Source organism: Nocardia sp. X0981, from assembly GCF_977089955.1.
The window spans coordinates 1,671,147-1,694,049 of the sequence record NZ_OZ372435.1; the positions used below are offsets into that span (position 1 = coordinate 1,671,147).

At 67.4% G+C, this 22,903-nt stretch carries 22 protein-coding genes; 8 read left to right on the forward strand and 14 right to left on the reverse strand.

What is annotated here, in order from left to right; translation table 11 throughout:
• A complete protein-coding gene (locus ACYR7D_RS07335) occupies nucleotides 1–1,317 on the reverse strand; it encodes a class I SAM-dependent methyltransferase (RefSeq protein WP_459548863.1) in 1,317 nt (438 codons plus the stop codon).
• Nucleotides 1,314–2,747 (reverse strand): FAD-binding oxidoreductase, encoded by a 1,434-nt coding sequence (locus ACYR7D_RS07340; RefSeq protein WP_459550066.1) that lies wholly within the window; start codon nucleotides 2,745–2,747, stop codon nucleotides 1,314–1,316. Before ACYR7D_RS07340 ends, ACYR7D_RS07335 begins: the two co-directional genes overlap by 4 nt.
• Before the next feature lie 212 nt (nucleotides 2,748–2,959).
• On the opposite strand from ACYR7D_RS07340, the gene ACYR7D_RS07345 reads away from it, so the two are divergent.
• On the forward strand, nucleotides 2,960–3,394 hold the full coding sequence (locus ACYR7D_RS07345) for an SRPBCC family protein (RefSeq protein WP_459548864.1): 435 nt from the start codon (nucleotides 2,960–2,962) through the stop codon (nucleotides 3,392–3,394).
• 75 nt (nucleotides 3,395–3,469) lie between these two features.
• On the opposite strand, the gene ACYR7D_RS07350 is transcribed toward ACYR7D_RS07345, so the two are convergent.
• The gene (locus tag ACYR7D_RS07350; RefSeq protein ID WP_459548865.1) at nucleotides 3,470–3,823 is read right to left on the reverse strand and encodes a VOC family protein; all 354 of its coding nucleotides are present in this window, start codon (nucleotides 3,821–3,823) and stop codon (nucleotides 3,470–3,472) included.
• 68 nt (nucleotides 3,824–3,891) lie between these two features.
• Complete coding sequence (locus tag ACYR7D_RS07355) at nucleotides 3,892–4,476, reverse strand: hypothetical protein (protein ID WP_459548866.1); 585 nt, start codon at nucleotides 4,474–4,476, stop codon at nucleotides 3,892–3,894.
• 142 nt (nucleotides 4,477–4,618) lie between these two features.
• Here ACYR7D_RS07355 and ACYR7D_RS07360 point away from each other — a divergent pair, with 142 nt between their 5' ends.
• Together ACYR7D_RS07360 and recR are read left to right on the forward strand one after the other, a co-directional pair.
• Nucleotides 4,619–4,945, forward strand: a complete 327-nt coding sequence (locus ACYR7D_RS07360) for a YbaB/EbfC family nucleoid-associated protein (protein WP_459548867.1) — start codon at nucleotides 4,619–4,621, stop codon at nucleotides 4,943–4,945.
• Between the two features lie 19 nt (nucleotides 4,946–4,964).
• Nucleotides 4,965–5,573, forward strand: a complete 609-nt coding sequence (gene recR / locus ACYR7D_RS07365) for a recombination mediator RecR (RefSeq protein WP_459548868.1) — start codon at nucleotides 4,965–4,967, stop codon at nucleotides 5,571–5,573.
• Between the two features lie 38 nt (nucleotides 5,574–5,611).
• Here recR and ACYR7D_RS07370 read toward each other — a convergent pair whose 3' ends face one another.
• From ACYR7D_RS07370 to ACYR7D_RS07390, 5 genes are all read right to left on the reverse strand, one after another.
• Nucleotides 5,612–6,256 (reverse strand): hypothetical protein, encoded by a 645-nt coding sequence (locus ACYR7D_RS07370; protein WP_459548869.1) that lies wholly within the window; start codon nucleotides 6,254–6,256, stop codon nucleotides 5,612–5,614.
• Nucleotides 6,257–6,553: 297 nt separating this feature from the next.
• Nucleotides 6,554–7,264: a type 1 glutamine amidotransferase gene (locus ACYR7D_RS07375; RefSeq protein WP_459548870.1), complete on the reverse strand. Its 711-nt coding sequence runs from the start codon at nucleotides 7,262–7,264 to the stop codon at nucleotides 6,554–6,556.
• A complete protein-coding gene (locus ACYR7D_RS07380; protein ID WP_459548871.1) occupies nucleotides 7,261–8,499 on the reverse strand; it encodes a MurT ligase domain-containing protein in 1,239 nt (412 codons plus the stop codon). Before ACYR7D_RS07380 ends, ACYR7D_RS07375 begins: the two co-directional genes overlap by 4 nt.
• 124 nt (nucleotides 8,500–8,623) lie before the next feature.
• Entirely contained in the window at nucleotides 8,624–10,426 is a 1,803-nt protein-coding gene (locus ACYR7D_RS07385) for a hydroxysqualene dehydroxylase (RefSeq protein ID WP_459548872.1), read from the reverse strand.
• Nucleotides 10,427–10,525: 99 nt separating this feature from the next.
• The gene (locus tag ACYR7D_RS07390) at nucleotides 10,526–11,473 is read right to left on the reverse strand and encodes an EamA family transporter (protein WP_459548873.1); all 948 of its coding nucleotides are present in this window, start codon (nucleotides 11,471–11,473) and stop codon (nucleotides 10,526–10,528) included.
• Between the two features lie 93 nt (nucleotides 11,474–11,566).
• On the opposite strand from ACYR7D_RS07390, the gene ACYR7D_RS07395 reads away from it, so the two are divergent.
• Nucleotides 11,567–12,478, forward strand: a complete 912-nt coding sequence (locus ACYR7D_RS07395; protein WP_459550067.1) for a LysR family transcriptional regulator — start codon at nucleotides 11,567–11,569, stop codon at nucleotides 12,476–12,478.
• Here the strand turns inward: ACYR7D_RS07395 and ACYR7D_RS07400 are convergent.
• Both ACYR7D_RS07400 and leuA read right to left on the reverse strand, forming a co-directional pair.
• On the reverse strand, nucleotides 12,472–14,598 hold the full coding sequence (locus tag ACYR7D_RS07400) for a nucleotide-binding protein (RefSeq protein WP_459548874.1): 2,127 nt from the start codon (nucleotides 14,596–14,598) through the stop codon (nucleotides 12,472–12,474). The two genes, ACYR7D_RS07395 and ACYR7D_RS07400, sit on opposite strands and share 7 nt — an antisense overlap.
• A 160-nt stretch (nucleotides 14,599–14,758) precedes the next feature.
• Nucleotides 14,759–16,558: a 2-isopropylmalate synthase gene (leuA, locus tag ACYR7D_RS07405; RefSeq protein ID WP_459548875.1), complete on the reverse strand. Its 1,800-nt coding sequence runs from the start codon at nucleotides 16,556–16,558 to the stop codon at nucleotides 14,759–14,761.
• A gap of 549 nt (nucleotides 16,559–17,107) precedes the next feature.
• Between leuA and ACYR7D_RS07410 the strand changes: the two genes are divergently transcribed.
• From ACYR7D_RS07410 to ACYR7D_RS07420, 3 genes are all read left to right on the forward strand, one after another.
• A complete protein-coding gene (locus tag ACYR7D_RS07410) occupies nucleotides 17,108–17,872 on the forward strand; it encodes a sulfite exporter TauE/SafE family protein (protein WP_459548876.1) in 765 nt (254 codons plus the stop codon).
• Nucleotides 17,873–17,983: 111 nt separating this feature from the next.
• Nucleotides 17,984–19,618 carry a GMC oxidoreductase gene (locus tag ACYR7D_RS07415; RefSeq protein ID WP_459548877.1) on the forward strand — a complete coding sequence of 545 codons (1,635 nt, stop codon included), beginning with the start codon at nucleotides 17,984–17,986 and terminating at the stop codon, nucleotides 19,616–19,618.
• Between the two features lie 152 nt (nucleotides 19,619–19,770).
• Complete coding sequence (locus ACYR7D_RS07420) at nucleotides 19,771–20,595, forward strand: ion transporter (protein WP_459548878.1); 825 nt, start codon at nucleotides 19,771–19,773, stop codon at nucleotides 20,593–20,595.
• A 57-nt stretch (nucleotides 20,596–20,652) separates the two neighbouring features.
• Here ACYR7D_RS07420 and ACYR7D_RS07425 read toward each other — a convergent pair whose 3' ends face one another.
• From ACYR7D_RS07425 to ACYR7D_RS07435, 3 genes are all read right to left on the reverse strand, one after another.
• The gene (locus ACYR7D_RS07425; RefSeq protein ID WP_459548879.1) at nucleotides 20,653–21,111 is read right to left on the reverse strand and encodes an SRPBCC family protein; all 459 of its coding nucleotides are present in this window, start codon (nucleotides 21,109–21,111) and stop codon (nucleotides 20,653–20,655) included.
• A gap of 173 nt (nucleotides 21,112–21,284) precedes the next feature.
• A complete protein-coding gene (locus ACYR7D_RS07430) occupies nucleotides 21,285–21,470 on the reverse strand; it encodes a DUF1918 domain-containing protein (protein ID WP_459548880.1) in 186 nt (61 codons plus the stop codon).
• Between the two features lie 31 nt (nucleotides 21,471–21,501).
• Nucleotides 21,502–22,086 (reverse strand): TetR/AcrR family transcriptional regulator, encoded by a 585-nt coding sequence (locus ACYR7D_RS07435; RefSeq protein WP_459548881.1) that lies wholly within the window; start codon nucleotides 22,084–22,086, stop codon nucleotides 21,502–21,504.
• A gap of 73 nt (nucleotides 22,087–22,159) precedes the next feature.
• On the opposite strand from ACYR7D_RS07435, the gene ACYR7D_RS07440 reads away from it, so the two are divergent.
• Nucleotides 22,160–22,735 (forward strand): dihydrofolate reductase family protein, encoded by a 576-nt coding sequence (locus tag ACYR7D_RS07440; protein ID WP_459548882.1) that lies wholly within the window; start codon nucleotides 22,160–22,162, stop codon nucleotides 22,733–22,735.
• The last annotated feature ends 168 nt before the right edge of the window (nucleotides 22,736–22,903 follow it).

Consider the following 22,903-nt stretch of genomic DNA (forward strand, 5'->3'; position numbering starts at 1 on the left):
CTAGGGCTGCCACCAGGGTCGCAGTGGAACCTCCGGCAGCCCCGAGGGGCCCGGCTTCACCCCGAGTACCTGATGCAGTTGCACGACATTGCGTTCGAAACCCAATCGGCTCCCGGCCATGTACAGACCCCACACCTTGGCGGTGCCCTCACCGGCCTCGGCCACACAGGCATCCCAGTTGGCGACCAGGTTCTTGCACCATTCGGCGAGGGTCAGGGCGTAGTGCTCGCGCAGATTCTCCTCGTGCAGCACCTCGAGCCCGACGTTCTGGATCTCGCTGATGATGCGCCCGGAGCCGGTGAGTTCACCATCCGGGAACACGTAGCGGTCGATGAAATCGCCGGCCTTGGCGGTGCGGGTGTTGTCCGGGCGGGTGATGCAGTGGTTGAGGAACAGTCCACCGTCGCGGAGTTTGCTCTGGATGAACCGGAAGTAGAACGGGTAGTTGTGGACACCGATATGTTCGGTCAGACCGATCGAGGACACCGCGTCGAATCCGCTTTCGGGGATATCGCGGTAGTCCGAATGCCGTACCTCGGCGCGGTCGCCGAGCCCCTCCTCGGCGATTTTCTTCTGCGCCCAGGCGGCCTGCTCGGCCGACAGGGTGGCGCCGATGACCTGGACACCCCGTTTCGCGGCATACCGCGCCATGCCGCCCCAGCCGCAGCCGATATCCAGCAGCCGATCGCCCTCCGAGAGCCGCAATTTCTCGAAGACCAGCCGGTACTTGTTCTCCTGGGCCTGCTCGAGCGTCCAGTCCCGTTCGCCGTAGCAGGCGCAGGTGTAGGTCATGGACGGGCCGAGTACATGCTCGTAGAAGGTATTGGAGACGTCGTAGTGATGGTGGATGACCTCGGCGTCGCGCGTTTTGGAATGGCGCAACCCCTCCATGGCGATCCGGCGCCAGCGCGGCAGGGTTTCCTGTGGCGGTGGCGGCACCGGGCGCAACCGTTCCCAGCCGAGGGATCGGGCGATCGCCACCAGCGAAAGCGCCGACGGACGTTTGAATTTGAGGTCCGTCATCGCCTTCAGGATCTCGTACGGGTCGCCGGGGTGGACACCGGTGGCATCCATATCGCCGGAGATGTAGGCCCGGGCCAGCCCGAGATCGCCGGGGGCGTTGGCGAGATAGTTGATCCCGCGCGGGTTCCGGATATCGAGTGCGAACTCGGAATCCACCGGGCCGGTGGTGCTGCCGTCGTAAGCGGTCAGCTTGATGGGGACATCGCCGTCGACCAAGTTTTCGACCACTTCGGCGATACTGAGCCGGGTGCCCAGATCCGCGAAAGCATCGGTTCTGTCCTTGAATGTCGTCATCTACGTTGCACCGCCTTCGAATACAGATCCAGCAGGCGCTGGCCGGGATCGTAGCGTTGTTTCAACTCTTTGTAACTGTCACCGCCGTAGAGGGCGGAAAATTCCTCGGGCTCGTAGAAGGAATCCGAGTACAGGGATTTGTGTCCGTCGAATTCGGTGACGGTTTTCTCGATGGCGCGATTCGCCGCACCCTCTACCTGGCCGGGCGATTTCGGAACCGCCGACCAGAAGCCGATGTTCACATAGGTGTGGCCGGGCCGCAGTGGGTACAGCGGCCACGGCCTGGAGTCGGCCGGGCCGTTCTCGCGTAGGCGTAACGGGCACAGCCAGACGGGTTCGATGGGGATTTCGCGCAGGAACCATTCCACGAAATCCGCCGTGCGTTCCACCGGGACCTCGATATCCTGCACGACGCGCTCACGCGGTGGATTGCCCTTGCGCGCCTCGAGTTTGTCGCCGATGTTGTAGCGATGGTCGAGCGCGACCAGTTTCCAGTAGAAACTGCTGCGGCGGTAGCGTTTCGGCCAGAAACGGCGGATCCTGGGATTCTGGGTGCCGAAAGCCCGCGAGCACCAGAACCAGTCGGTATCCCACCGCCACAGGTAGTCGTGGATGGTGAGGCGGTCGCGTTTGGGCTCGGGACCATCGTGCTGGATGGAGCGGTAGTAGATCTCCATTCCGGTGTAATCGCTGACCGGGCCGGGTTCGTCGGTTTGCCGGCCCAGCGTCAGATAGCTTTCTTCAGCGCTGAAAACGACACCGTCGAGATAGTCGACGGTTTCGCCGTCGTGACTGCGTTCCCGCACGATCCGATCCAGGGCGGCTTCGAGCTCACGGAGATCGTGGAAACGCAGATGCCGAAGTGCCACAAAGGGCCGCACGGTTTCCAGTTCGATCTTCAGCCGGGTGGTGTAACCGAGGGTGCCGTAGGAGTTCGGGAAGCCGCGGAACAGATCTGCCGCTTCTCCGTCCGGGGTGATGGTGACGAGTTCGCCCGCCCCGGTGAGCACCTCCATCTCCAGCACCGATTCGTGGGGGAGACCGTTGCGGAACGAGGTCGACTCGATCCCGAGGCCGGTGACCGCGCCGCCCAGGGTGATCGTCTTGAGCTGCGGCACCACCAGTGGAGCCAGACCGTACGGGAGGGTCGCCGCGACCAGATCCTCGTAGGTGGTCATTCCGGCCACCTCGGCGGTCCTGGATTCGGGATCGACCTCGATCACCCGCGTCAATCCCGAGACATCCAGCCCCGGCGCCGTATTCTTCGCGCGGGCGCGGAAAAGATTCGAGGTCTTCTTCGCCAATCGCACATCGGCGTCCGCCGGGATGGCACGGTAGCTCGCGAGCAGACGCTCGACACCTGCCCGATACGCGGCGAACCCGGATTCGTATGCGGCCGGAGCGTGGCCGGCCTTCCCCAACAGACTCATTGCCACGCCTCGACGCTAGTCCTACTTGGTCTTGATCGGCCAGCATGGCGGCAACGTCGGTGGTCAAATGTCACATATCCGTTGCACCGCGTTCGGGTCCGCCGCCCGTTATCCGAGGATTGCGGTGTTTTCCGCCCGTGCCCGCGGCGGCGACGACGGACGACACAGGGCAGGATAGGGCTGTCACAAACCATCCGGATAAGGAGTAAACCGTGGGACAGGTCAAAGCCGGCAGTTCGATCCAGGTCGCGGCAGACCCGCAACGCACACTGGCGGCGATCACCGACTACACGGAGGTGCGCCCGAAAATCCACTCCGCGCACTACAGCAACTACAAGGTGGTGGAAGGCGGCCGAGGTGACGGCACCGTCGCCGAATGGACCCTGCAGGCCACCGAGAAGCGCATCCGCAATATCCGCGCCCAGGTTTCGGTCGCCGATACCGTGGTCACCGAGAAGGACGCCAATTCCTCACTCGTCAACACCTGGACCGTGACCCCGGCAGGCTCCGGCTCCACGGTCACCCTGGAAACCACGTGGCAGGGCGCCGGAGGAGTCAAGGGCATCTTCGAGGGCATTTTCGCGCCGCTGGGACTGCGCAAGATCCAGGCCGAGGTGCTGGAGAACCTGAAGCGCGAACTCGCCTGATACCGGGCGGCGGGCCGGACCACCGGCGTACCCGGTCGGACCGCCTCGGCCGACCGGGTACGCCGATCCGCCCGATCAGGGTTGGTCGGCGATATCGAAGAGATTGCCCTCCGGATCGGCGAGCGTGGTCCACGTGAACCCGGACTCGCTGAAATCGCCGATGTACTTCGCCCCCAGTGATACGGCCCGCTCCACCTCCGCGATCCGATCCGCCGCCGTCAGGTCCAGGTGGATCGAATTCTTGCCCGGCGTGCGCTGGGGAACCTTCAGGAACATCAGCGGCGGGGTCATCCCGGATTCCCGGCCCACGGAAGCGAAGAATTCGCTCCCGCCGGCGTCCACCGGATGGTCGAGCAGCCGCGCGTAGAAATCGGCCAGCGCGGCGGCGTCCGCGCAGTCGAAGGTGGTACAGGCGATGGTCGGGGCCATGGTGTGTGCTCCTGTCCTCGGGCGAGTGGGTGCCGCGGCATTCTCCAGCCGCCCACCGACAAGTTCGCCTAGGCGAGAACGAACGACAGCAGCAGTGGGGTCTGCTGCTCGCCACGCCACCAGGAATAGCCGAACCACACCCCCGGAACGACCTCGCGGATCTCGTCGTAGACCTGGGGCGTGACCGCCGGTGTGTAGTCGAGAACCCAGGTGGGCTCCCCGTCGATCCGGGACGGACCCCGGTACACGTACGCCGGCCAGCCGGGGATATCCGCGCGGGTCACCCGGTTCAGCAGCCTGCCGCCGTCCGGTCCGGTATCGAACGTTTTGCCGATCCAGAACGGCGGTGTGACCGGCTGGATGGCCGACGACTCGGTGACCCAGCCGTTCTTCGCTCCGGAGGGCACCGAGCCGGCGCGGGCCGTGGTGTAGATGACCTTGCCCTGCTCGACGGTGCACCGCCGGCGCAGGGAATCGATGGTCACCGCACGGGAGGCGGGATCGATCACACAGCCCTTGCCGTAATCGGTCGCCGCGCTGGAATCGGTCGTCGCGCCGGAATCGGTCACCGTGCGGGGGTCGGCGTGCGCCGCCGTGGCGGGAAATGCGCCGCAAGCAAGGAGCAGCGCGCCTAACAGGTATACCTTGAACACCGTTTTCTCCAGGGAGGGTTGGTGTTTCGCGTCACAGCCCGAAACACCGGTAGCGGCGATCCTAAGTGGAAGCGGGCGCGGACGGAATTCGGGAGCCGGGCGGTCTAGGCTGAAACTCGACCCGTCCGTAGGAAGGAATGCCGTGCAGCCCGATGGTCAGTTCGATATGCAGCAGTTGCTCCAGCAGGCCCAGCAGATGCAGCAGCAGGTGATGGCGGCGCAGGCCGAGATCGCCGCTGCCGAGGTGGAGGGACAGGCCGGCAACGGTCTGGTACAGGTGACCATCAAGGCCACCGGGGAGGTGCTTTCGCTGACCATCGACCCCCAGGCCGTGGACCCGGAAGATGTGGAAACCCTGCAGGACCTGGTGATCGGCGCGATCAACGACGCGATGGCCAACGCGCAGCAGCTGGCAGCCGAACGGCTGGGCCCGCTGGCCGGCGGGGCTCCCGGCCTGCCCGGTTTCTGAGGCGACCCGGAGTAGCGCGGTGTACGAGGGCCCGGTCCAGGATCTCATCGACGAACTGGGGAAACTCCCCGGCGTCGGCCCCAAGAGCGCCCAGCGGATCGCGTTCCACCTGCTGCAGGTGGAACCGCCGGAGATCGACCGGCTCCAGGCGGTGCTGCAGAAGATCCGCGACGGTGTGCGGTTCTGCGCGCAGTGCGGCACGGTCGCCGACGGCGAACTGTGCCGTATCTGCGCCGACCCGCGACGCGACCGCAGCATGATCTGTGTGGTGGAGGAGCCCAAGGACGTGCAGGCGATCGAACGCACCCGCGAGTTCAACGGCCGCTACCACGTCCTGGGGGGAGCGCTGGACCCGCTGAGCGGGGTGGGGCCGGAACAACTGCGGATCCGGGAACTACTGACCCGGATCGGTAATCAGGACGACGGTGTCGATGTCACCGAAGTGATCATCGCGACCGATCCGAACACCGAGGGCGAGGCGACCGCGACCTACCTGGTGCGGATGCTGCGCGATTTCCCCGGCCTCACCGTCACCCGCCTCGCCTCGGGCCTGCCGATGGGCGGCGACCTGGAATTCGCCGACGAACTGACCCTCGGCCGGGCATTCTCCGGGCGTCGCGCGCTCTGATCACCACGCGCCCCCCGGCGCGCCGGTACGACAACCGGTCACAGCTCCAGGCGCTGCCATGCCAGCGCGTCCAACCGGGTGCGGTCCTCACGTGCCCAATCCCAGAAGAGACCGGCCACGGTATCCGGGCCGTGTACCTGTGCCGCGAAATGCCGGTCGGGGCCACCGTCGCGGTATTCCACGGTGAAGATGTCGTCGGATTCCCGGTAGGTCTGGATATAGACCTCCGGGGCCCGTTCCACGATCAGATACGGATTCGGTGCGGTCAGTTCCCGCACCCAGATACCGGCCAACGCTTCGGTCAGATAAGGGAATTCGCCCGCACCACCGTGGGTCACCGTGACGGGGATATGGCCGGCGGGATCGATCAACCAGGTGAGCTGCGGATCGTAGACCGCGTAGTCCCGCGGTGTCGCCACCTGGAACAGCAACTCCCGGACGAAACCGATAGCGTCATAAGGGCTGGGCACCTGGAGGACGGTTCCGGTCGGCGCCTCACCCAGCGGCGACACACTCAGGAAGGTATCGGCCTCCGGGAGTTCGGCGTTGCGGTCGTTCAACTCCGCCGCCAGCGCCGCGACGTCGGCGGTCACGGGCCGCCCCTGCTGGGTCGCGAGATACGCGTCGACCTCGGCGGGGGTGGAGGCGACACCGGACGGCAGCAGCACGTGGTCGTAACTCACCCGACCAGCCTAGGCTGTGTTGATTGCGGCGCCTGCGGCGCCGCGGGTCGGGGCCCTCGGGACCCCGGGTCTTCACTCCCGCCGGTCGGTCGCTGCGCTCCCTCCCTCTGGTCGCTCCAGACCCGGGGCGGGCCCCGACTGTGTTGATTGCGGCGCCTGCGGCGCCGCGGGTCGGGGCCCTCGCGGCCCCGGGTCTTCACTCCCGCCGGTCGGTCGCTGCGCTCCCTCCCTCTGGTCGCTCCAGACCCGGGGCGGGCCCCGACCATGGGGGGATCGTCTGGGGGAGGTGGGGTGAGCTCAGGCGCGGAGGCGTTCGCGGCGGAGTTGGGCCACTTCGGGGAGGTCCAGGGGTGGGAGCGAGTCCACGCCCAGGGCACGGCACAGCAGGTGGTCGGCCAGCTCCGGGTTGCGGGCCAGGGCGGGACCGTGCATGTAGGTGCCCAGGACCGAGCCCTGTACCACTCCTTCCAGCCCGTCCCCGACACCGTTGCCGATACCTCGGGTCACCTTGGCCAGGCCCGTGGCATCCGGGCCGAGGCTGGTACCGCCGCGGTGGTTCTCGAAACCGGTGAGTGGGGCGGACAGGCCGTCGATCAGCGGTGTGGTGGTCACCTCGCCGATGGCGCGGCACTGCCGCGGGGAAGTGGTGGCGTCCAGCAGCCCGACACCCTCCACACGTTCGCCGCTGGAGGTTTCGTACCAGCGGCCCAGAACCTGGATGGCCGCGCAGATCGCCAGCACCGGGGCACCGCGTCCGGCCGCGGTCTGCAAACCCGGATAGCGCAGCAGGTGACGGGTGGCCAGCCGCTGCGCCGAATCCTCGGCGCCGCCGAGGGTGTAGACGTCCAGTGAGTCCGGCACCGGGTCGGGCAGGGTGATTTCCACGATCTCGGCGTCGATATCGCGCAGGCGCAGCCGCTGGCGCAACACCAGCGCGTTACCGCCGTCACCGTAGGTGCCCATCACATCGGGCAGGACCAGTCCGATCCGGACCGTCGATTCACTCATTTCGCCCGCTCCTGAAGGTCCCGGTTGAGATCACGGAAGGCCGTGTAGTTGGCCAGCACCTCGACCCGGCCGGCCGGGCAGGAGGCGATGGCCTGCACCGGGTCCGGCACCGTCGTATGGGCGACCCCGGCGTAGGTCAGCCGTACCGCGAGATCGGTGGCACGTTCGCCGGACGCCACCACCTGCACGTCCTCGAAATGCTCGAACCGCACATCCCACAGCCAGGACAGGTCCTCACCGTCGGGGACCTGCCCGTTCACCGCGATCACCAGGCCGGCGGCCGAGTGGTCGATCATGGACAGCGCTTCCTGCCAGCCGGCCGGGTTCTTGGCCAGTAGCAGCCGGGCGGCGTGTTCGCCGACCTCCACGGTCCGGTACCGGCCCGCGATCTCCTGCACGGTGCCCGTGGCGGCGCAGGCCTGCTCCGCGTCCGCGCCCAGGGCCACCGCGGCGGCCACGGCCTGCGCGGCGTTACCGCGGTTGGCCCGGCCGGGCAGTGCCAGCCGCAGCGGCACGCGGAACCCCTCCGGGCCGCAGAGTTTGTCACCGTCGAGCCACCAGTCCGGCTTCGGGCGGGAGAAATCGGCGCCGGTGCTGCGCCAGTGCGCACCCTCCCAGAGGATCGGTTCGCCACTGCGTGGGCAGCTGGTGGCATCCATCGCCCAGCCGCTGCCCGCCGCCACCCACACGACGTTCGGGTGGTCGTAGGCGATGGAGGTGACCAGGACGTCGTCGCAGTTGGCGATGACGACCGTATCGGGATGCCGGGCCAGGCCCGAGCGCAGCCGGCGCTCGATCATATTGATCTCGCCGACCCGGTCCAGCTGGTCGCGGCTCAGGTTCAGCAGCACCACGGCTTCGGGTTTCAGCGAATCGGTGACATGCGGCAGATGTAGTTCGTCCACCTCGATCGCGGCCAGCGGCGCGTTCCGGTGCACGTTGAGCGCGGAGACGATGCCCGCGTCCATATTCGCGCCGTCGGCCTGGGTGGCCACCTCCCCGAGGGTGCTCAACGCGGCGGTGGTCATCCGGGTGGTGGTGGATTTGCCGTTGGTCCCGGTGATCAGCACAGTGCGCCGCCCCCGTCCCAGCCGGTTCATGATCTGGGGATCGATGCGCAGCGCCAGTAAGCCGCCGATCATCGATCCGTTGCCCCGGCCGGCCCGGCGTGAGGCCCACGCCGCCGCTCCGGCCACTCCGAGAGCTATTCGCCCTCGCACCGATATATCTGCCACGCCGCGCAGTCTAGTGATCGGCCGCCACCGCGCTGACGGCACGCGCGACAGTTCACACCCCGGTGATATCCGGGCTCCGGGACGACCGCCACCGGCAGCATGTGGACCGTCCGCGGGGAACGGTTCAGAACGGGATATCGAACATGTTCGGCCGCCCGGCGGCGTAGTGGTCCGCGTCGGCGCGGCGCAACGGTTCGAGTTCGGGAGCGCGGTAGAGGGTGTATGTCCGGCAGCGCGGCGCATCCGATCCGGTGACGTCCAGCAGGGCGTTCACCGCCGCTCTGGCGGATTCGTTGGCGCCTTCCATTGTGGCGAGGTCGATATTGGTCCGTACGTAGTCACCGGCCAAGTAGAGATTCTCCACACCACCGTGCGGTTGCGGCCGGGCCTCCCACGAGCCGGCGGTATTGATCAGCAGTGGATCGGCGTTGGTGTTCTCCCCGCGGGCGCTGTCCCAGCGGATACCGGGGTCGAGGAACCACGAGTGCAGGTCCGCCTCGCGCAGTATTTCGGTGCTGTCGTTGAGATGCGCGAGGATCTGTGCCCAGGTCTCGCGGGCGATCTCCTCATGGGTGCATTCCTTGGCGGTTTTGCCGAACAGGATGCCGGGGGTGTTCCAATCCGAGATGTCCACCGATAGGCAGTCCAGGACGGTGCCGTCCCCGTATTCGGGCAGTTTGCGCGCCCACAGGGTGTTCTGCGCGATGGAGGTGAGTGACCAGGGTGAGTCGATATAGGCGGTATGACCGCCCCCGAGCTCCGGCCGGCGGCGCAGATAGAACTGGATCCCGCTCATCCAGTCCGTGTACAGCGTGCTCATCGCGGCCAGTTCCGGCCAGGCGTCGAGGATATCGGCGTTCCACAGGTCACGGGCACGTTCGGCGGGCAGTGCCACCACGAAATGATCCGCTGTCACGGTCTGTTCCCCGGCGCCGGTGACGACCCGCGCGCCGGTGATCCGCCGGTCCCGGACCTCCAGCCCCCGCACCTCCGCACCCACCTCGAACCGGACCCCGAGTTCACGCAGCCGCGCGACCCAGGGATCGATCCAGGCGGTATTGGTCGGCCCGTCGAGTACTCGGTCGAGATCGCCGTCGTTGCCTATCTGCAGCGGGTTCCCGAGGAACTGCTCGCCCATGGTCCCGATGGTTCGCACACTGGCCAATTCGTCTTTCGCCGCGACCAGCAGGCTGGTGAGCGTTCGCGACACCAGGGCACGGAACTCGTGCGACCGCTGGTGGGCGCCCACGAACTCCGCCCAGGAAGTGTGCTCCCACTGCCCGAAGCGGCGGGCGTCGCAACTGGTGTTGAACACCAGCAGCCGGTTCGCGAAGAACAGGCCCTCGGTGGCCGGCATCTTCAGGGTGGTGGAGATCATGGAGGCGAGGCTTTCGCGCATCCCCTCCGGAGTCGCGGCGGCCATATGGGTGAAGCCCAGTGGTGTCCGGATATCCTCCCCGCCGGCCCGGGAGAACCGGGCGTCGGGGACCGAGGCCAGATTGTCCCAGACCCCATTGGGGTTTTCCCCGAACGGGATTCGCCGCATGGTATCGGGGATGTGCTGGTAGAAGCCGGGAAAGAAGCGGAACCCGTGCTCGCCGGGCAGGTCGGGGCGGCCGTCGGTCCCGCTACCGGGCACCGGCATACTGCGTGCTTTGCCGCCGAGCGCCCGGCGCTCGTAGACGGTGACGGCGAAACCGCGTTCGGCGAGTTCGTGGGCCGCGGTGAGCCCGGCCACCCCACCACCCAGCACGGCGACCCGGGCCCGCGGGGTGGCGTGGGCCGTACGTCCCGGTAGTGTCCCGGCGGCCAGTGCCCCGATGCCCGCGGCCGCGGTGGCCCGCAATACGGTGCGCCGGGAAAGGGCTCCGCCCCCCACGCCGGCTCGCCGATCGGATGACGGCGCGGGCTGCCGATCTTGTGCCATATGTCTACTACTGCCTAACCCGGATCAGCTGTGTCGCTCGGGCCATACTCTAAACGGGCGCTGCGCTTCCCGGTGCATCGCCCGCCGCGGCCCGGCCGCTCAGCGTGCCACGACCGGTAGCGAAGCCGGGTGGTGCGCGCCGGCCGGTTCCGAGGTGGGTGCGCCGCCCTGTCGCGGGGTGCTCGTGGCCACGAACGCGCCGACGATCACCACCACCCCGCCGGCCAAGCTGAGCGGCGCGGGTGTTTCGCCCAGGAAGAGCCACGCCGAGGTGAAGCCGACCACCGGGACGAGTAGCGACAGCGGCGCCACGCTGCCCGCGGGGTACCGGCTCATCAGGTAGGTCCACAGCCCGGATCCGACCACCGTCGCGAGCACGACGGTGTAGGCCAGCGCCACCAGGGCCGGCCAACCGTCGGCGGTGAACGTGTCCGCCAGTGCCCGTGCGCCGGTCGCCGGGCCCTCCAGAACCAGCGAAAGCCCGAACAACGGAAGTACCGGTACAGCCGTGATCCACAGGGTCAGGTGCAGCGGGTTGCTCCCCGGTGCCTCGACGGTCGCTTGGCGGGCACCGATATTCCCCAGGGCCCAGCCGAATCCGGCCGCCAGGGTGAGCAGTACCGGTAGCAGTGCCGCGTGGGCGAACTGGTTCCAGCCGATCAGTGCCATTCCCGCGACCGCCACGCCGAGCCCGGCGAACTGCTTCGGCCGCAATCGTTCTCGCAGCAGGACAGCGCCGAGCAGCACCGTGAACGGCGCCGAGGACTGCAGCACCAGCGAGGCCAGCCCCGTCGGCATACCCACATGCATGGCGGTGAACAGGAAAGCGAACTGCAGAATGCCGAATCCGGCCCCGTAGAGCAGGATCCAGCGCGTACGGACCGCCGGTCGCGGAACGAACAGCAGCACCGGTACCGCGATCACCGCGAACCTCGCCGCCGCGAAGAAGAACGGCGGCAGGTGGTCGAGCCCCACGCGGATAGCCAGGAAATTCAGGCCCCACAGGAGGACGACGGTCGAGGCGAGCAGACGGTCACGGGAGGTCACCGACCCATCGTGGGTGGGGGCGAACTGTGAGGACAATCGAATTGTTGTGTACGGACGATTTAGTATTGCTTGATCATGAGCGGCATTACGTCACTGTCCGTGGAACGGCTGCGTATCCTGCGGGAATTCGCCGACCGCGGTACGGTCGGCGCGGTCGCCGCGGCACTGTCCCTGACGCCGTCGGCGGTATCACAACAGTTGAAGGTGCTGGCCAGGGAGGCGGGCGTCACACTCCTCGAACCCAGCGGCCGCCGTATACGGCTCACCGACGCCGGGCAGGCGCTGGTGGTCCGGGCCGACGAGGTACTCGCCGCGCTCGACCGCGCGGTCGCCGAGATGGCGCACTATCGCGGCTCCCCGCACGGACAGGTCCGGGTCGGGGTGTTCCCCTCCGGTGGTGCGCTGCTACTACCCCATGTCCTGCCCGCGATGGCGGGTAGCGGGGTGGAGATCGTGGCCGGGGACGAGGACGTACCGCCGCACGAGACACCCCGGCTGCTCGCCGACTACGATATCGTCCTGACCCATCGCGACGAACGCGCGGCGCCGGTCGCCGGTCCGCGAGTGAGCTCACGGGTGCTCATGCGAGAACCCATCGATGTGCTGGTGGCCCCGGACCATCCACTGGCCGGAAAGCCCACCGTATCGGCCGAGGAACTCGCCGAAGAGGCCTGGCTGAGTGTGCGCGGCGGCTTCCCGGTCGACGACGTACTGCGCTCGATCGCCACGATCACCGGTGTGGAGCCGCGTATCGTACAGCGCCTCAACGATTTCCGGATGATCGAAACACTGGTGGCCGCCGGGTACGGGGTGGCGCTGATGCCGCGCTATGTGGTCACCCACCCCGGACTGTGCCAGCTGAGGCTGTCCGGGGTCCGCGCGGCCCGGCTCTACGACCTGGTCACCAGGCCGCGCGCCCACAGCCGGCCCGCCATCGCCGCGGTACTGGAATCGTTCGCGGCGGCGGCCCGGCGCGTCACCGCCGAACCGCCCCCGGATCAGTAGCGGTTGCCGTACGGGTAGCCCTCGACATTGGCGAAATCGTCGGCGACCATGGCGGCCAATTCCAGCAGCGCCTGCCGGGTCGGCTTGCTCACCAGCTCCAGATCGATCTCCGCGCCCTCGGCGAGATGATCGTCGAAGGGAACCACCTGCACGGCGCGGGTGCGATCCAGGAACAGCCGGCGCAGGTGATCCAGGTTCACCGAGGTGGAGCCACGCCGCGAAGCGTTCACCACCACCACGGTCTGCTTCACCAGATGTGAATAACCGTGATAGTCCAGCCAATCCAGGGTGGCCGAGGCGCTGCGTGCACCGTCGATGGCGGGTGAGGTCACCAGCACCAGCGAACTCGCCATATCGAGCACCCCGGCCATGGCCGAATGCATCAGGCCGGTACCGCAATCGGTGAGGATGATGTTGTAGAACGACTGCAGGATCCCGATGGCCCGGCGATAATCCGCCTCGCTGAACGCCTCCGAAACCGCCGGATCCTGTTCGCTGGCCAGTACTTCCAGCCGGCTCGGCGATTGCGAGGTATGGGCCCGCACATCCGAATAGCGCGTGATGTTCTGGTCTTCCAGCAGATTACGGACCGTGGAGCGGGTCTGCCTGGGCACCCGGTGGGCCAGGGTACCCAGGTCCGGATTGGCGTCGATCGCGATGACCCGGTCGCCGCGCAGGGAGGCGAAGGTGGCGCCCAGGCCGACCGTGGTGGTGGTTTTGCCGACCCCACCCTTGAGCGAGAGGATGGCGATCCGGAAATCACCGTAGACCGGGGCGTTCACTCGGCTCACCAGATCGCGGTGCACCACATCGGCGGCCGACTCGCCGGGGTTGATGACCCCGCGCGACACCTTGTGTACCGCCCGCCGCCAACCGCCGCGCGGCGCTTTGCGCGCCCGCTTGAGCAGATTCAGATCGTTGACCGAATGCCCGAGCTGTCCGGGTTCGGGCATATGCTGCGGCTGGAACTGCTGCTGCCCCGGCTGCGCGACCTGCTGGGGCGGTTGCGCGGGTGGCTGCTGATCGGCGCCCGCGCCCCAGTTCGGTTGCTGGAACTGCCCGGTCGGCGGATTGTGCGCCGGCGCGGCCTGCTGATACGGCGGTTGCTGCACGGGCGGCGCGGCCGGTATCGGCGGCGGCGCCCAGCTGTAGATCGGACCGCCGGACGGTTCACCTGCCGGTGCGGCTCCCTGCCCGGCATCGGGCGCGCCGGGTGGTGCGTAACCACCGGGCTGCTGATCGGTGCCGGGGGGCGGAGTGAACTGGCCGGCGCCTTCCGGGCCCGGGCCACCGGGGCCGGGCGGGGCGAAGAACTGTTGTTGTGGATCAACTTGGGCCGGATAAGGATTCGCACCCGCAACCGCGGCTTGCCCGCCGTTCGCCGCCTGCGGCAGCGCGAAGGGGTCGGGCTGATCGAACTGGGCCGGTCCCGGCGCGGCGGCCTGGAACTGATTCGGATCCGGCTGAGGGTATTGCCCGCTGCCGTAGCCGGTGTTCGCGGCCTGGGCCTGGTTCGGGTCCGGCTGCTGGAACTGGCTACCGGGGTATCCGGCGCCGGAGTCCGGCTGTGGGTACTGGCCGCTGCCGTAACCGGTGTTCTGCGCCTGGAATCGGCCGGGGTCCGGCTGCTGGAACTGGCCGCTGCCGTGCGCCGGGAACTGCTCCGGCGCGGCGGGTGCGCTGAACTGCCCGACCGGCGCCGGTGGCGCGAAGCCACCGACCGGTGCGTCGCCGTACAGGGGGCCGTTGCCCGCCGGGACCTGTGCCTCCGGCGGTGGCGCGAACCCGTTCTGCCCGTCCCATGGGGCCGGTTCGGCGGCAGCGGCCGGCTGCTGCTCTTCCGGTGCGTCGTTGCCCGCTGCCGGGCCGGCGATATCGCCGGGAACGGATGCCTGCGGACCCGCGGTGTCGCCTTTTTCCGAATCGGCGACCGGAAGCTCGTTCGCACCGGGCGCGGGATCGGCGTCACCGGCGGAATCGGGTCCGCCGACCGGCTCGGGATCGGCGCTCACCGCGTCCGCGGGTTGCGCGACTTCCGTTTCGCCGCCACCGCTGGCGGTATCCGCCGGTTGACCCGGGGGCCAGGGCTTGGAAGTCGGGTCGTGTTCGTCAGTTGTCACAGTTCCCCCATCTGCTCGGGTTTTTCGAGCAGAGAGCTCGGCGGCGTGGAGTCCAGACCAACGCTAGCAGGTGCGGGAGGTATCGCATGTCGGGCGGTTTACCGCATTCGGCCGCCGTACCCACACGGGTACGGCGGCCGAATGCGATGAACCGGAGCGGCTACCGCTTCGCGGCCCGGTTCACCGCCGAGACAACCGCGCGCAGCGAAGCCGTGGTGATCGAGGTGGCGATACCGACACCCCAGACGATGCGGTCCCCGATCGCGCATTCCACATAGGCCGCGGCCTGGGCATCGTCACCGGCGGACAGCGCGTGCTCGGAATAGTCGAGCACCTCCACCTGGTAGCCGACCGCCGCGATGGCATCGACGAACGCCGCGAGCGGACCGTTACCGCTACCGGTGACCTCCTGCTCGACCCCGTTCACCTTGACCACCGCGGTGATGGAGTCGGTGCCGCCGTCGGTTTCGGCCGCGGTCACCTTCTGGCGCATCCGCTCCAGCGGCAGGAGGGGGTTCAGGTATTCGTCGGCGAAAACATCCCACATCTCTTTGGGCGTCACCTCGCCGCCCTCGCCGTCGGTGATCTGCTGGACGACCTGCGAGAACTCGATCTGCAACCGGCGCGGCAGCACCAGCCCGTGATCGGTTTTCATGATGTAGGCCACGCCGCCCTTACCGGACTGCGAGTTGACCCGGATAACGGCCTCGTAGGTCCGGCCGACATCCTTCGGGTCGATCGGCAGGTAGGGCACCTCCCAGGAGATATCGTCCACATCGGCGCCGGTCGCGTCGGCCTTCGCCTTCATCGCGTCCAAGCCCTTGTTGATCGCGTCCTGATGGCTGCCGGAGAACGCGGTGTACACCAGATCGCCGCCGTAGGGGTGCCGTTCGTGCACCGGCAGCTGGTTGCAGTACTCCACGGTGCGGCGGATCTCGTCGATATCGGAGAAGTTGATCTGCGGGTCCACGCCCTGGGAGAACAGGTTCATTCCCAGCGTCACCAGGCATACGTTGCCGGTCCGTTCGCCGTTGCCGAACAGGCAGCCCTCGATCCGGTCGGCACCGGCCTGATATCCGAGCTCCGCGGCGGCCACCGCCGTACCACGGTCGTTGTGCGGGTGCAGCGACAGGACGATCGAATCACGCCGGGCGAGGTTGCGGTGCATCCATTCGATGGAATCCGCGTAGACGTTCGGCGTCGCCATCTCCACCGTCGCGGGCAGGTTGATGATCAGTGGTTTCTCCGGCGTCGGCGCGATGATCTCGGAGACCGCGTCGCACACCTCTTTGGCATATTCCAGCTCGGTGCCGGTATAGGACTCCGGGCTGTACTCGTAACGCCAATTCGTCTCCGGATAGCGCTGCTCGATCTCCAGGCACAGCCGGGCCGCGTCGGTGGCGATCTTGCGGACCGCCGCGCGATCGGCCCGGAACACGACCTGCCGCTGCAGGATGGAAGTCGAGTTGTAGAAGTGCACGATCACGTTCGCGGCACCCGAGCAGGCCTCGAAGGTGCGCTCGATCAGTTCGGGACGGCACTGGGTGAGTACCTGAATGGTGACATCGTCGGGGATGGCCCCGTCCTCGATGATCTCCCGGACGAAGTCGTAATCGGTCTGGCTGGCCGAGGGGAAACCGACCTCGATCTCCTTGTAGCCCATCCGCACCAGCAGATCGAACATGCGTCGTTTCCGGGCGGGGCTCATCGGATCGATCAGCGCCTGGTTCCCGTCGCGCAGGTCGACAGCGCACCAGCCGGGGGCGCGATCGATGACCTTGTCGGGCCAGGTGCGATCGGGGAGCGTGACGGGTTCGATTTCTTCCGCGAACGGCTGGTAACGGAAGACCGGCAGGGACGAGTTCTTCTGCTTGTTCCACGCGGGCTGGTCGGCGGGCGCGGGCTTGGCAGGCGCGGTGATGGTGCGCGTGCCGGATACGAAGGCGTCAGCGGGTGACATGCGATTTCTCCGTGAGTGAGGTTTTTCCCGAGTTGGGTCGACCGGCGCGGCGGAACCCCGCGACGGGAGCCGGTCCGATCAGACCCCGTCGCGGCGGCTGAGAAGAAGTGCCCGCTGCATGACCTGAGTGAGTCTACCTCCTCCGTTCGGGGCGCTGCCAAGGCGGTCGGGAGCGGGCGTGTTCCCCGTTCCGGTTTCGGAGGGCACGGGCGGGACCTCGTATGAGGAGGTCTCTTGCACTTATCAACGCTGGTCACGAAGATATTCCCGGCCCCGGCCCCGGCCCCGGCCCCGGCCCCGGCCCCGGCCCCGGCCCCGGCGCGAGCCGGTCGTGGGTCCCTGTGCGGTGATGCTGCGCTACCCGCCCAGGTCCGTCGCGCAGTCCCGTCGCGGTCGCTGTGTTGTTCGTGGCGCTCGCGGGTCCCTGCGGGTGTCACGCTGCGCTACCCCCTCCGGGCCCGTCGCGACCGCCGGGGGACCGGGCGCTAGCGTCCCTGGTCAGGATTGCGAGTGACCGGACGCCGGTCCGGAAAGGTCGAGGGTTCGAGCATGACTTGGCTGGAGATGCTGGCCGTTTTCGGAGCGGGTATCGCCGCGGGCGGGATCAACACCGTCGTCGGGTCCGGGACGCTCATCACCTTCCCGGTGCTGCTGGCCATCGGGTTGCCGCCGGTCACGGCGAATGTGTCGAATACGATCGGCCTGGTCCCGGGGTCGCTGAGCGGGGCCATCGGGTACCGCCGGGAACTGGCCGGACAGCGGGCCAGGGTGCTGCGGTACAGCTCGGCTTCGCTGCTGGGTGCGGCGGTCGGCGCGGTCCTGCTGCTGACCCTGCCCGAGGGAGCGTTCACGGCCATCGTCCCGGTGCTCATCATCGCCGCCCTCGTACTGGTGGTGGCCCAACCTCGGTTGTCGGCGTGGGTCCGGCGGCGGCAGCGTGAATCGGACAGCGTTCCAGCGCACGGCGGCCCGCTCCTGCTGGCCACCATTTTCGGCACCGGTATCTACGGCGGCTATTTCGGCGCCGCCCAGGGTGTGCTGCTGCTGGCCCTGCTCGGCGTTTTCGTGCACGACGAACTCCAGCGCCTCAACGCGGTCAAGAATGTGCTCGCGCTACTGACCAACGGTTTGTCCGCGGTCATCTTCATCGTGATCGCCGAGGTGCACTGGACGGTGGTCGCGTTGATCGCGGCCGGCGCGATCATCGGGGGGCAGCTGGGCGCCAAGGTCGGCCGGCGGCTGCCGCCCACGGCTCTGCGGGCCGTGATCGTGGTCGTCGGCACTCTCGCGGTGATCCGGCTGCTCTTCGGCTGACCATTCGGAAAGCCTGCGTGACAGCTTCGTTCACCGAGACCAGAAGTGGCCGAAGACGCCGGACGCCGGTACCATCCCCTGCGCAGTATGCATTCAAGAGAGGTGTCCCGGGTGGATAGGCGTGCCCTTTTCAAGGCCGCGGGGGCGGCTGCTCTCGTCGGAGCGATAGGGGCGGCGGTACCCGCACCGAAACTTCTGGCCCCGCGCGCCACGGCCCAACCGCTCTGGCACGAATTGTTCGCCCAATGGGTCCCGGAGATCTTCGCCGAAGTTCCCGATGCCCCGGAACACACCGAGGCCATCGTCGTGGGATCCGGTTTCGGCGCGTCGGTGACGGCGCTGCGGCTGGCGCGGGCGGGGGTCGCCACCACGGTGCTCGAGCGCGGTTCCCGATGGCCCACCGATCCGTGGCGCGAGATCTTCACCGGCGACGATCTGCCCGACGGGCGCGGTTTCTGGCATGCCACGAGCTTCACCGGGGTCACCAAGGTGCCTATGCAGTTCGCCGATTTCGGCGGAGTGCTGGACTGCACGAGATACCCGGGTATCGATGTCTGGCGCGCCGCCGCGGTGGGTGGTGGTTCAGTGATCTTCACCGGGGCGATGATCGCGCCGGAGCGGCGGCTCTTCGATCACGTCTTCGGCGGAGTGGTCGACTACGGGGAACTGGAGCGGATCTACTACCCCCGGGTGCGCGCCATGCTGCGGCTGGACCCGATGCCCGCCGATATCTACCACTCCGCGCCGTTCACCCATTCCCGGGCCTGGGACGAGCAGGTACGCAAGGCCGGCTACCAACCGGTGCCGAACGATTCCATCTTCACCTGGGATGTGGTGCGCGGCGAACTCGCCGGTACCACCCGGCCTTCGGCGACGGTGGGCCGCAGCAATCTCGGCAACTCCAACGGCGCGAAATTCGACCTCAACCAGAATTATCTGAAAGAGGCCACGGCCACCGGTAAGGCGGCGATCTTCCCAGGCCATCGGGTCGACTCCATCGCCCAGGAATCCGACGGCCGCTTCGTGGTGCGGGTGAGCAAACTGCACCCCACCGGTGCGGTACTCGGCACCCGCACCCTCACCTGCGACAAGTTGTTCCTCGGTGCCGGGTCGATCGGAACCTCCGAACTGCTGGTACGGGCCCGGGAGACCGGCGCGCTGCCGAACCTGAACGAGCATATCGGCGACGGCTGGGGCACCAACGGTGATGTGGTGCTGGCCCGCGGGGCGAGCTCGATCGCCGGCAACGGTCAGGGCGTGCCGAGTGCCAGCCGGATCTTCGACGACAGCGGTGCGGCGCTCACCCTGGAGAACTGGTACATCCCGGGTATTCCGTTCGAGACGGGCGCACTGGCCTCCCTCGCCATGGTCCTCGATCCCACCCGTGCCCGGTTCGGCTACGACCCCGCCACGGGCGGGGTGGGTATCGCCTGGCCGCGGAAGGCGCAGGACGAGGTGATGGCGGCGGCTCGTGCGGTCGATCGGCGTATCGCGGAACGGGCCGGCGCGCTGGCCGAGTACGGCGCCCTGGGCTACGACGCCAACGCGCTGTTCACCGCGCATCCCCTGGGTGGCGCGGTCCTGGGGAAGGCGACAGACGCCTACGGCCGGGTGCACGGGCATCGTGGCCTCTATGTCATGGATGGCGCGGCGATCCCCGGCAGCACGGCCACGGTCAACCCGTCGCTCACCATCACGGCACTGGCCGAGCGCAATATCGAAGCGATCCTCCGCGCGGGCCGTTAGCCCGTGTGGCCGGATCTCGCCGGCGGTGGCCCGTGGCCCCGCGTGCCCGCGTATCCGGGAGGCCGGACGGGGGACGGCGAGTAATACTGGAGCGCGATCTTTCGGCGTCGAAGGGAATGCAGGTGTCAACACCGCCGTCCACGGAGCTCGGCATGCCTCCGGCACCCGGTACCGATGAACCGGAGGAGTTCCCCAGGAAACCCCCTGCTCTGTGGACCGACTTCGTGATGCTGGCCCTCGCGGTGGGCTCGGTGGTGCTGGTCTGCTGGGTCACTTTCTTCGATGTCGCACCGGATACCTACCGCTATATCGTCATCGCCGACTACGCGATCTGCGCGGTTTTCGCGGCCGAGTTCCTGTGGCGTTGGCGTCGGGCGGGCTGGCCGTGGACCTATCCGTTCGTCTACTGGTACGAGGTCCTCGGCATGATTCCGGTGACCAGTCCGTTCTTCCGGGCCTTCCGGCTACTGCGTATCGTCGTGATCCTGGTGCGGTTGGCCCGAGTGGCCGATCGGGTCTTCGGTGATCGCGTCACCGCGGCGGTCGTCAATCATTCCGTGGGCACGATCGTGGAGGTCATCAAGCGGCCGATGACCATCGCGATCATGGAGGAGGTCACCGCGGTACTGCGTACCGGCCATTACACCCGCAATATCGCGGCGGCGCTGGACGAGAATCGGGCCGAGCTCGACGAGATGATCCTCGAGATGATCAAGAACGACCCCCAGACCGGCCGGGTCCGCTACATCCCTTTCCACGACGAGATCATCCGCCTGGTGGCCGATACCGTTTTCCGCATCTTGTTCCAGGTGCTGGCCGACCCGCGCACCGACGAGCTCGTTTCGGACATGATCCGGGAGAACGTGGATCAGATCCGCGAATCGGTCCGCTCCGGGGTGAAGGTGGCGCCTTCGGCCTACGGTCCCACACCGCATCACAGCACGGCGCGCCATCTCGCCCGGAAGCGGGATGTCTGAGAGCGGAGCTCTGGCCGCTGCCCGGCGGCGCGAACCCCGGGCCGTAGCGTAGGGGGCTCAGACCAGGTCGTAGGTTTCCGACTCCGGGAACTGCTCGGCGTAGGCGACGAAGTTCTGTGCCATCGTCTCGTAGGACCTGCGTATCGCTTTTTTCAGCAGGAACCCCGGTATCGGCAGCGGCATGTACTGCTCGACGTGGAGGAGTACTTCGCTTCCGTTCTCGGTCGCGGTGACCTCGAAGGAGCCACCGCCCCGGATACCGCGGGTGCTGTCGGAGACCTCCCAGGACATCCGGCTGTCCGACCAGTCGAACTCCCACACCTGCATATCGGGAGTGTTGGTGACGGAGACCTGGATGAAGACCCGGCGCGGACGGCCTTCCTCGTCTCGGGTGGCCACCCGCGTGTCCGCGAAGTCGGGCGACCATTCGGAGAACATCTCGACCGCCAGTAACGCGTCCATAACCTGGGAGGGGTCGGCCTCGACGTCGAATCTGATATCGGTCTTCGTACGCATTGATTCCTCACGGCCCCCGGTTATTACGAATAGGACACAATTGTCCTAGAGGGTTACGTGATCGTCAACACGCTGAAGGGCCGGGCGACCCGGCGGTGGGTGGGTGCGCCACCCGCGATCGGAGCCGGCGGGTGTGCGCCGTGCGTCCGCACGGCCGAGCCGTGCGGACGGGCTCAGCTCGGGCGTTCGACCGTCGCGTCCGGTCCGGGGAAGACCAGGGATTCGTGACCGTCGTCGAAACGCACGATGTACGGCGGTGTGCCATCCGGCCCCCGTACTTCGACGATCTCCCCTTCGTGATCGCTCTGGCCGACGGTGTGCCCGTGCACGTGCAACCGATCTCCGACATTCGCCATCATGGTTCCCATTATTCGGCGGCGGTGTCAGATATCACAACCCTTGCGGCTGCGCTATTACTCGATCCACGGCCACCCGGATCAATTCCTGCTGCCGCTCGGGGGTGAAAATATCCGGCAGTGTGAGTTGTTCCACAACGAGCCAATTCAGGGCGAGGTACAGCAGTAGTACCGACTCCTCGTCGCCCGGCATTCCCGAGTCGAGGTGGTTGCGGACATTGAACTCGATATCTGCGCGGACCCGCTCGGTGAGCAGGGCTCGCAGTTCCGGCCGGCGGGTCGCCTCCAGTCGCAGTTCGAGCATGGCGAGGTAGCCGGTGCGGAATGCCCCGATCCGGGCCACGACGTCGGTCATCAGCCCGGTGATGTTCTCTTTGGTCCGGGGGCCCTCGTGAACCTGTGCCATGGTGGCCGCGCTGGGTTCCAGTCGTTCGTAGAACCGGCTGCCCACCTGGACGAGCAGGTCGTCACGGGAGTCGAAATAGTTCGACGCGGTGCCGGGGGGTACGCCCGCCGCCTTGTCCACCGCTCGGAAGGTGAGGCCGCGCGCGCCGTCGGAGGCCAGCACCTCGATCGCGGCATCGGTCAGCGCATTGCGGCGCTCGGGATTCGTCCTCATATTGACACCACTCCATCTGTAGTACTACATTCAAACCACTCTAAATATAGTACTACGAACAAGGTGGTACCTCGTGCGAAAGCTCGTCTACTACGTGGCCGTATCCCTCGACGGCTACATCGCCGGTCCGGATGGGGAAGCCGACTTCTATCCGGTGACCGAGGACATGGTGGAGTGGATCAACGCCCGCTACCCCGAATCCGTGCCGACTCATATACGCGAGCTCGTCGGCCTTCCGCTCGACACTCCCAACCAGCACTGGGACACCGTGCTGATGGGCCGCGGCACCTACGAATCGGGCCTCCGGGCAGGGGTTGCGAATCCGTACCCCCACCTGAAGCAGTACGTGGTCTCGACCACGCTGGAAAAGACCGGCGACCCCGCGGTGGAGCTGGTCCGCACCGATCCGGTCGAACTGGTGCGGCGGCTCGGGCAGGAGGAGGGCAAGGACATCTGGCTCTGCGGCGGCGGCAAGCTCGCGGGTGCGCTGATCGATGAAATCGACCAGCTGATCATCAAGAGCTATCCGGTATCGGCCGGTACCGGCGTGCCGGTGTTCAACGGCGCGTTCCGGCCCACCTCCTTCGCTCCGGTGCAACGGCGGGAGTTCGGTAACGGGGCGCAGGTCACCTGGTTCGACCGTGCCTGAGCCCGGTGTACCCGCTCGTCGCACCCCGGGCGCGACGAGTGGGTACGCGGCAGAGTAAACGTGATGTCACGCGGCTGTGGTTTATTCCACAGCCAGGGCGGATACTGCCGGAACCGGCGCGCCGGCATCGGTACGCTAGTGCACTGATCGCCTGTTCGCCGACATTGG

Excerpts from the sequence above, each read along its gene's own strand:
- ACYR7D_RS07335 (WP_459548863.1), bottom strand. The coding sequence starts at position 1,317 with ATGACGACATTCAAGGACAGAACCGATGCTTTCGCGGATCTGGGCACC.
- ACYR7D_RS07340 (WP_459550066.1), bottom strand. The coding sequence starts at position 2,747 with ATGAGTCTGTTGGGGAAGGCCGGCCACGCTCCGGCCGCATACGAATCC.
- ACYR7D_RS07350 (WP_459548865.1), bottom strand. The coding sequence starts at position 3,823 with ATGGCCCCGACCATCGCCTGTACCACCTTCGACTGCGCGGACGCCGCC.
- ACYR7D_RS07375 (WP_459548870.1), bottom strand. The coding sequence starts at position 7,264 with ATGAGTGAATCGACGGTCCGGATCGGACTGGTCCTGCCCGATGTGATG.
- ACYR7D_RS07385 (WP_459548872.1), bottom strand. The coding sequence starts at position 10,426 with ATGGCACAAGATCGGCAGCCCGCGCCGTCATCCGATCGGCGAGCCGGC.
- leuA (WP_459548875.1), bottom strand. The coding sequence starts at position 16,558 with ATGTCACCCGCTGACGCCTTCGTATCCGGCACGCGCACCATCACCGCG.
- ACYR7D_RS07410 (WP_459548876.1), top strand. The coding sequence starts at position 17,108 with ATGACTTGGCTGGAGATGCTGGCCGTTTTCGGAGCGGGTATCGCCGCG.
- ACYR7D_RS07420 (WP_459548878.1), top strand. The coding sequence starts at position 19,771 with ATGCCTCCGGCACCCGGTACCGATGAACCGGAGGAGTTCCCCAGGAAA.
- ACYR7D_RS07425 (WP_459548879.1), bottom strand. The coding sequence starts at position 21,111 with ATGCGTACGAAGACCGATATCAGATTCGACGTCGAGGCCGACCCCTCC.
- ACYR7D_RS07430 (WP_459548880.1), bottom strand. The coding sequence starts at position 21,470 with ATGATGGCGAATGTCGGAGATCGGTTGCACGTGCACGGGCACACCGTC.
- ACYR7D_RS07435 (WP_459548881.1), bottom strand. The coding sequence starts at position 22,086 with ATGAGGACGAATCCCGAGCGCCGCAATGCGCTGACCGATGCCGCGATC.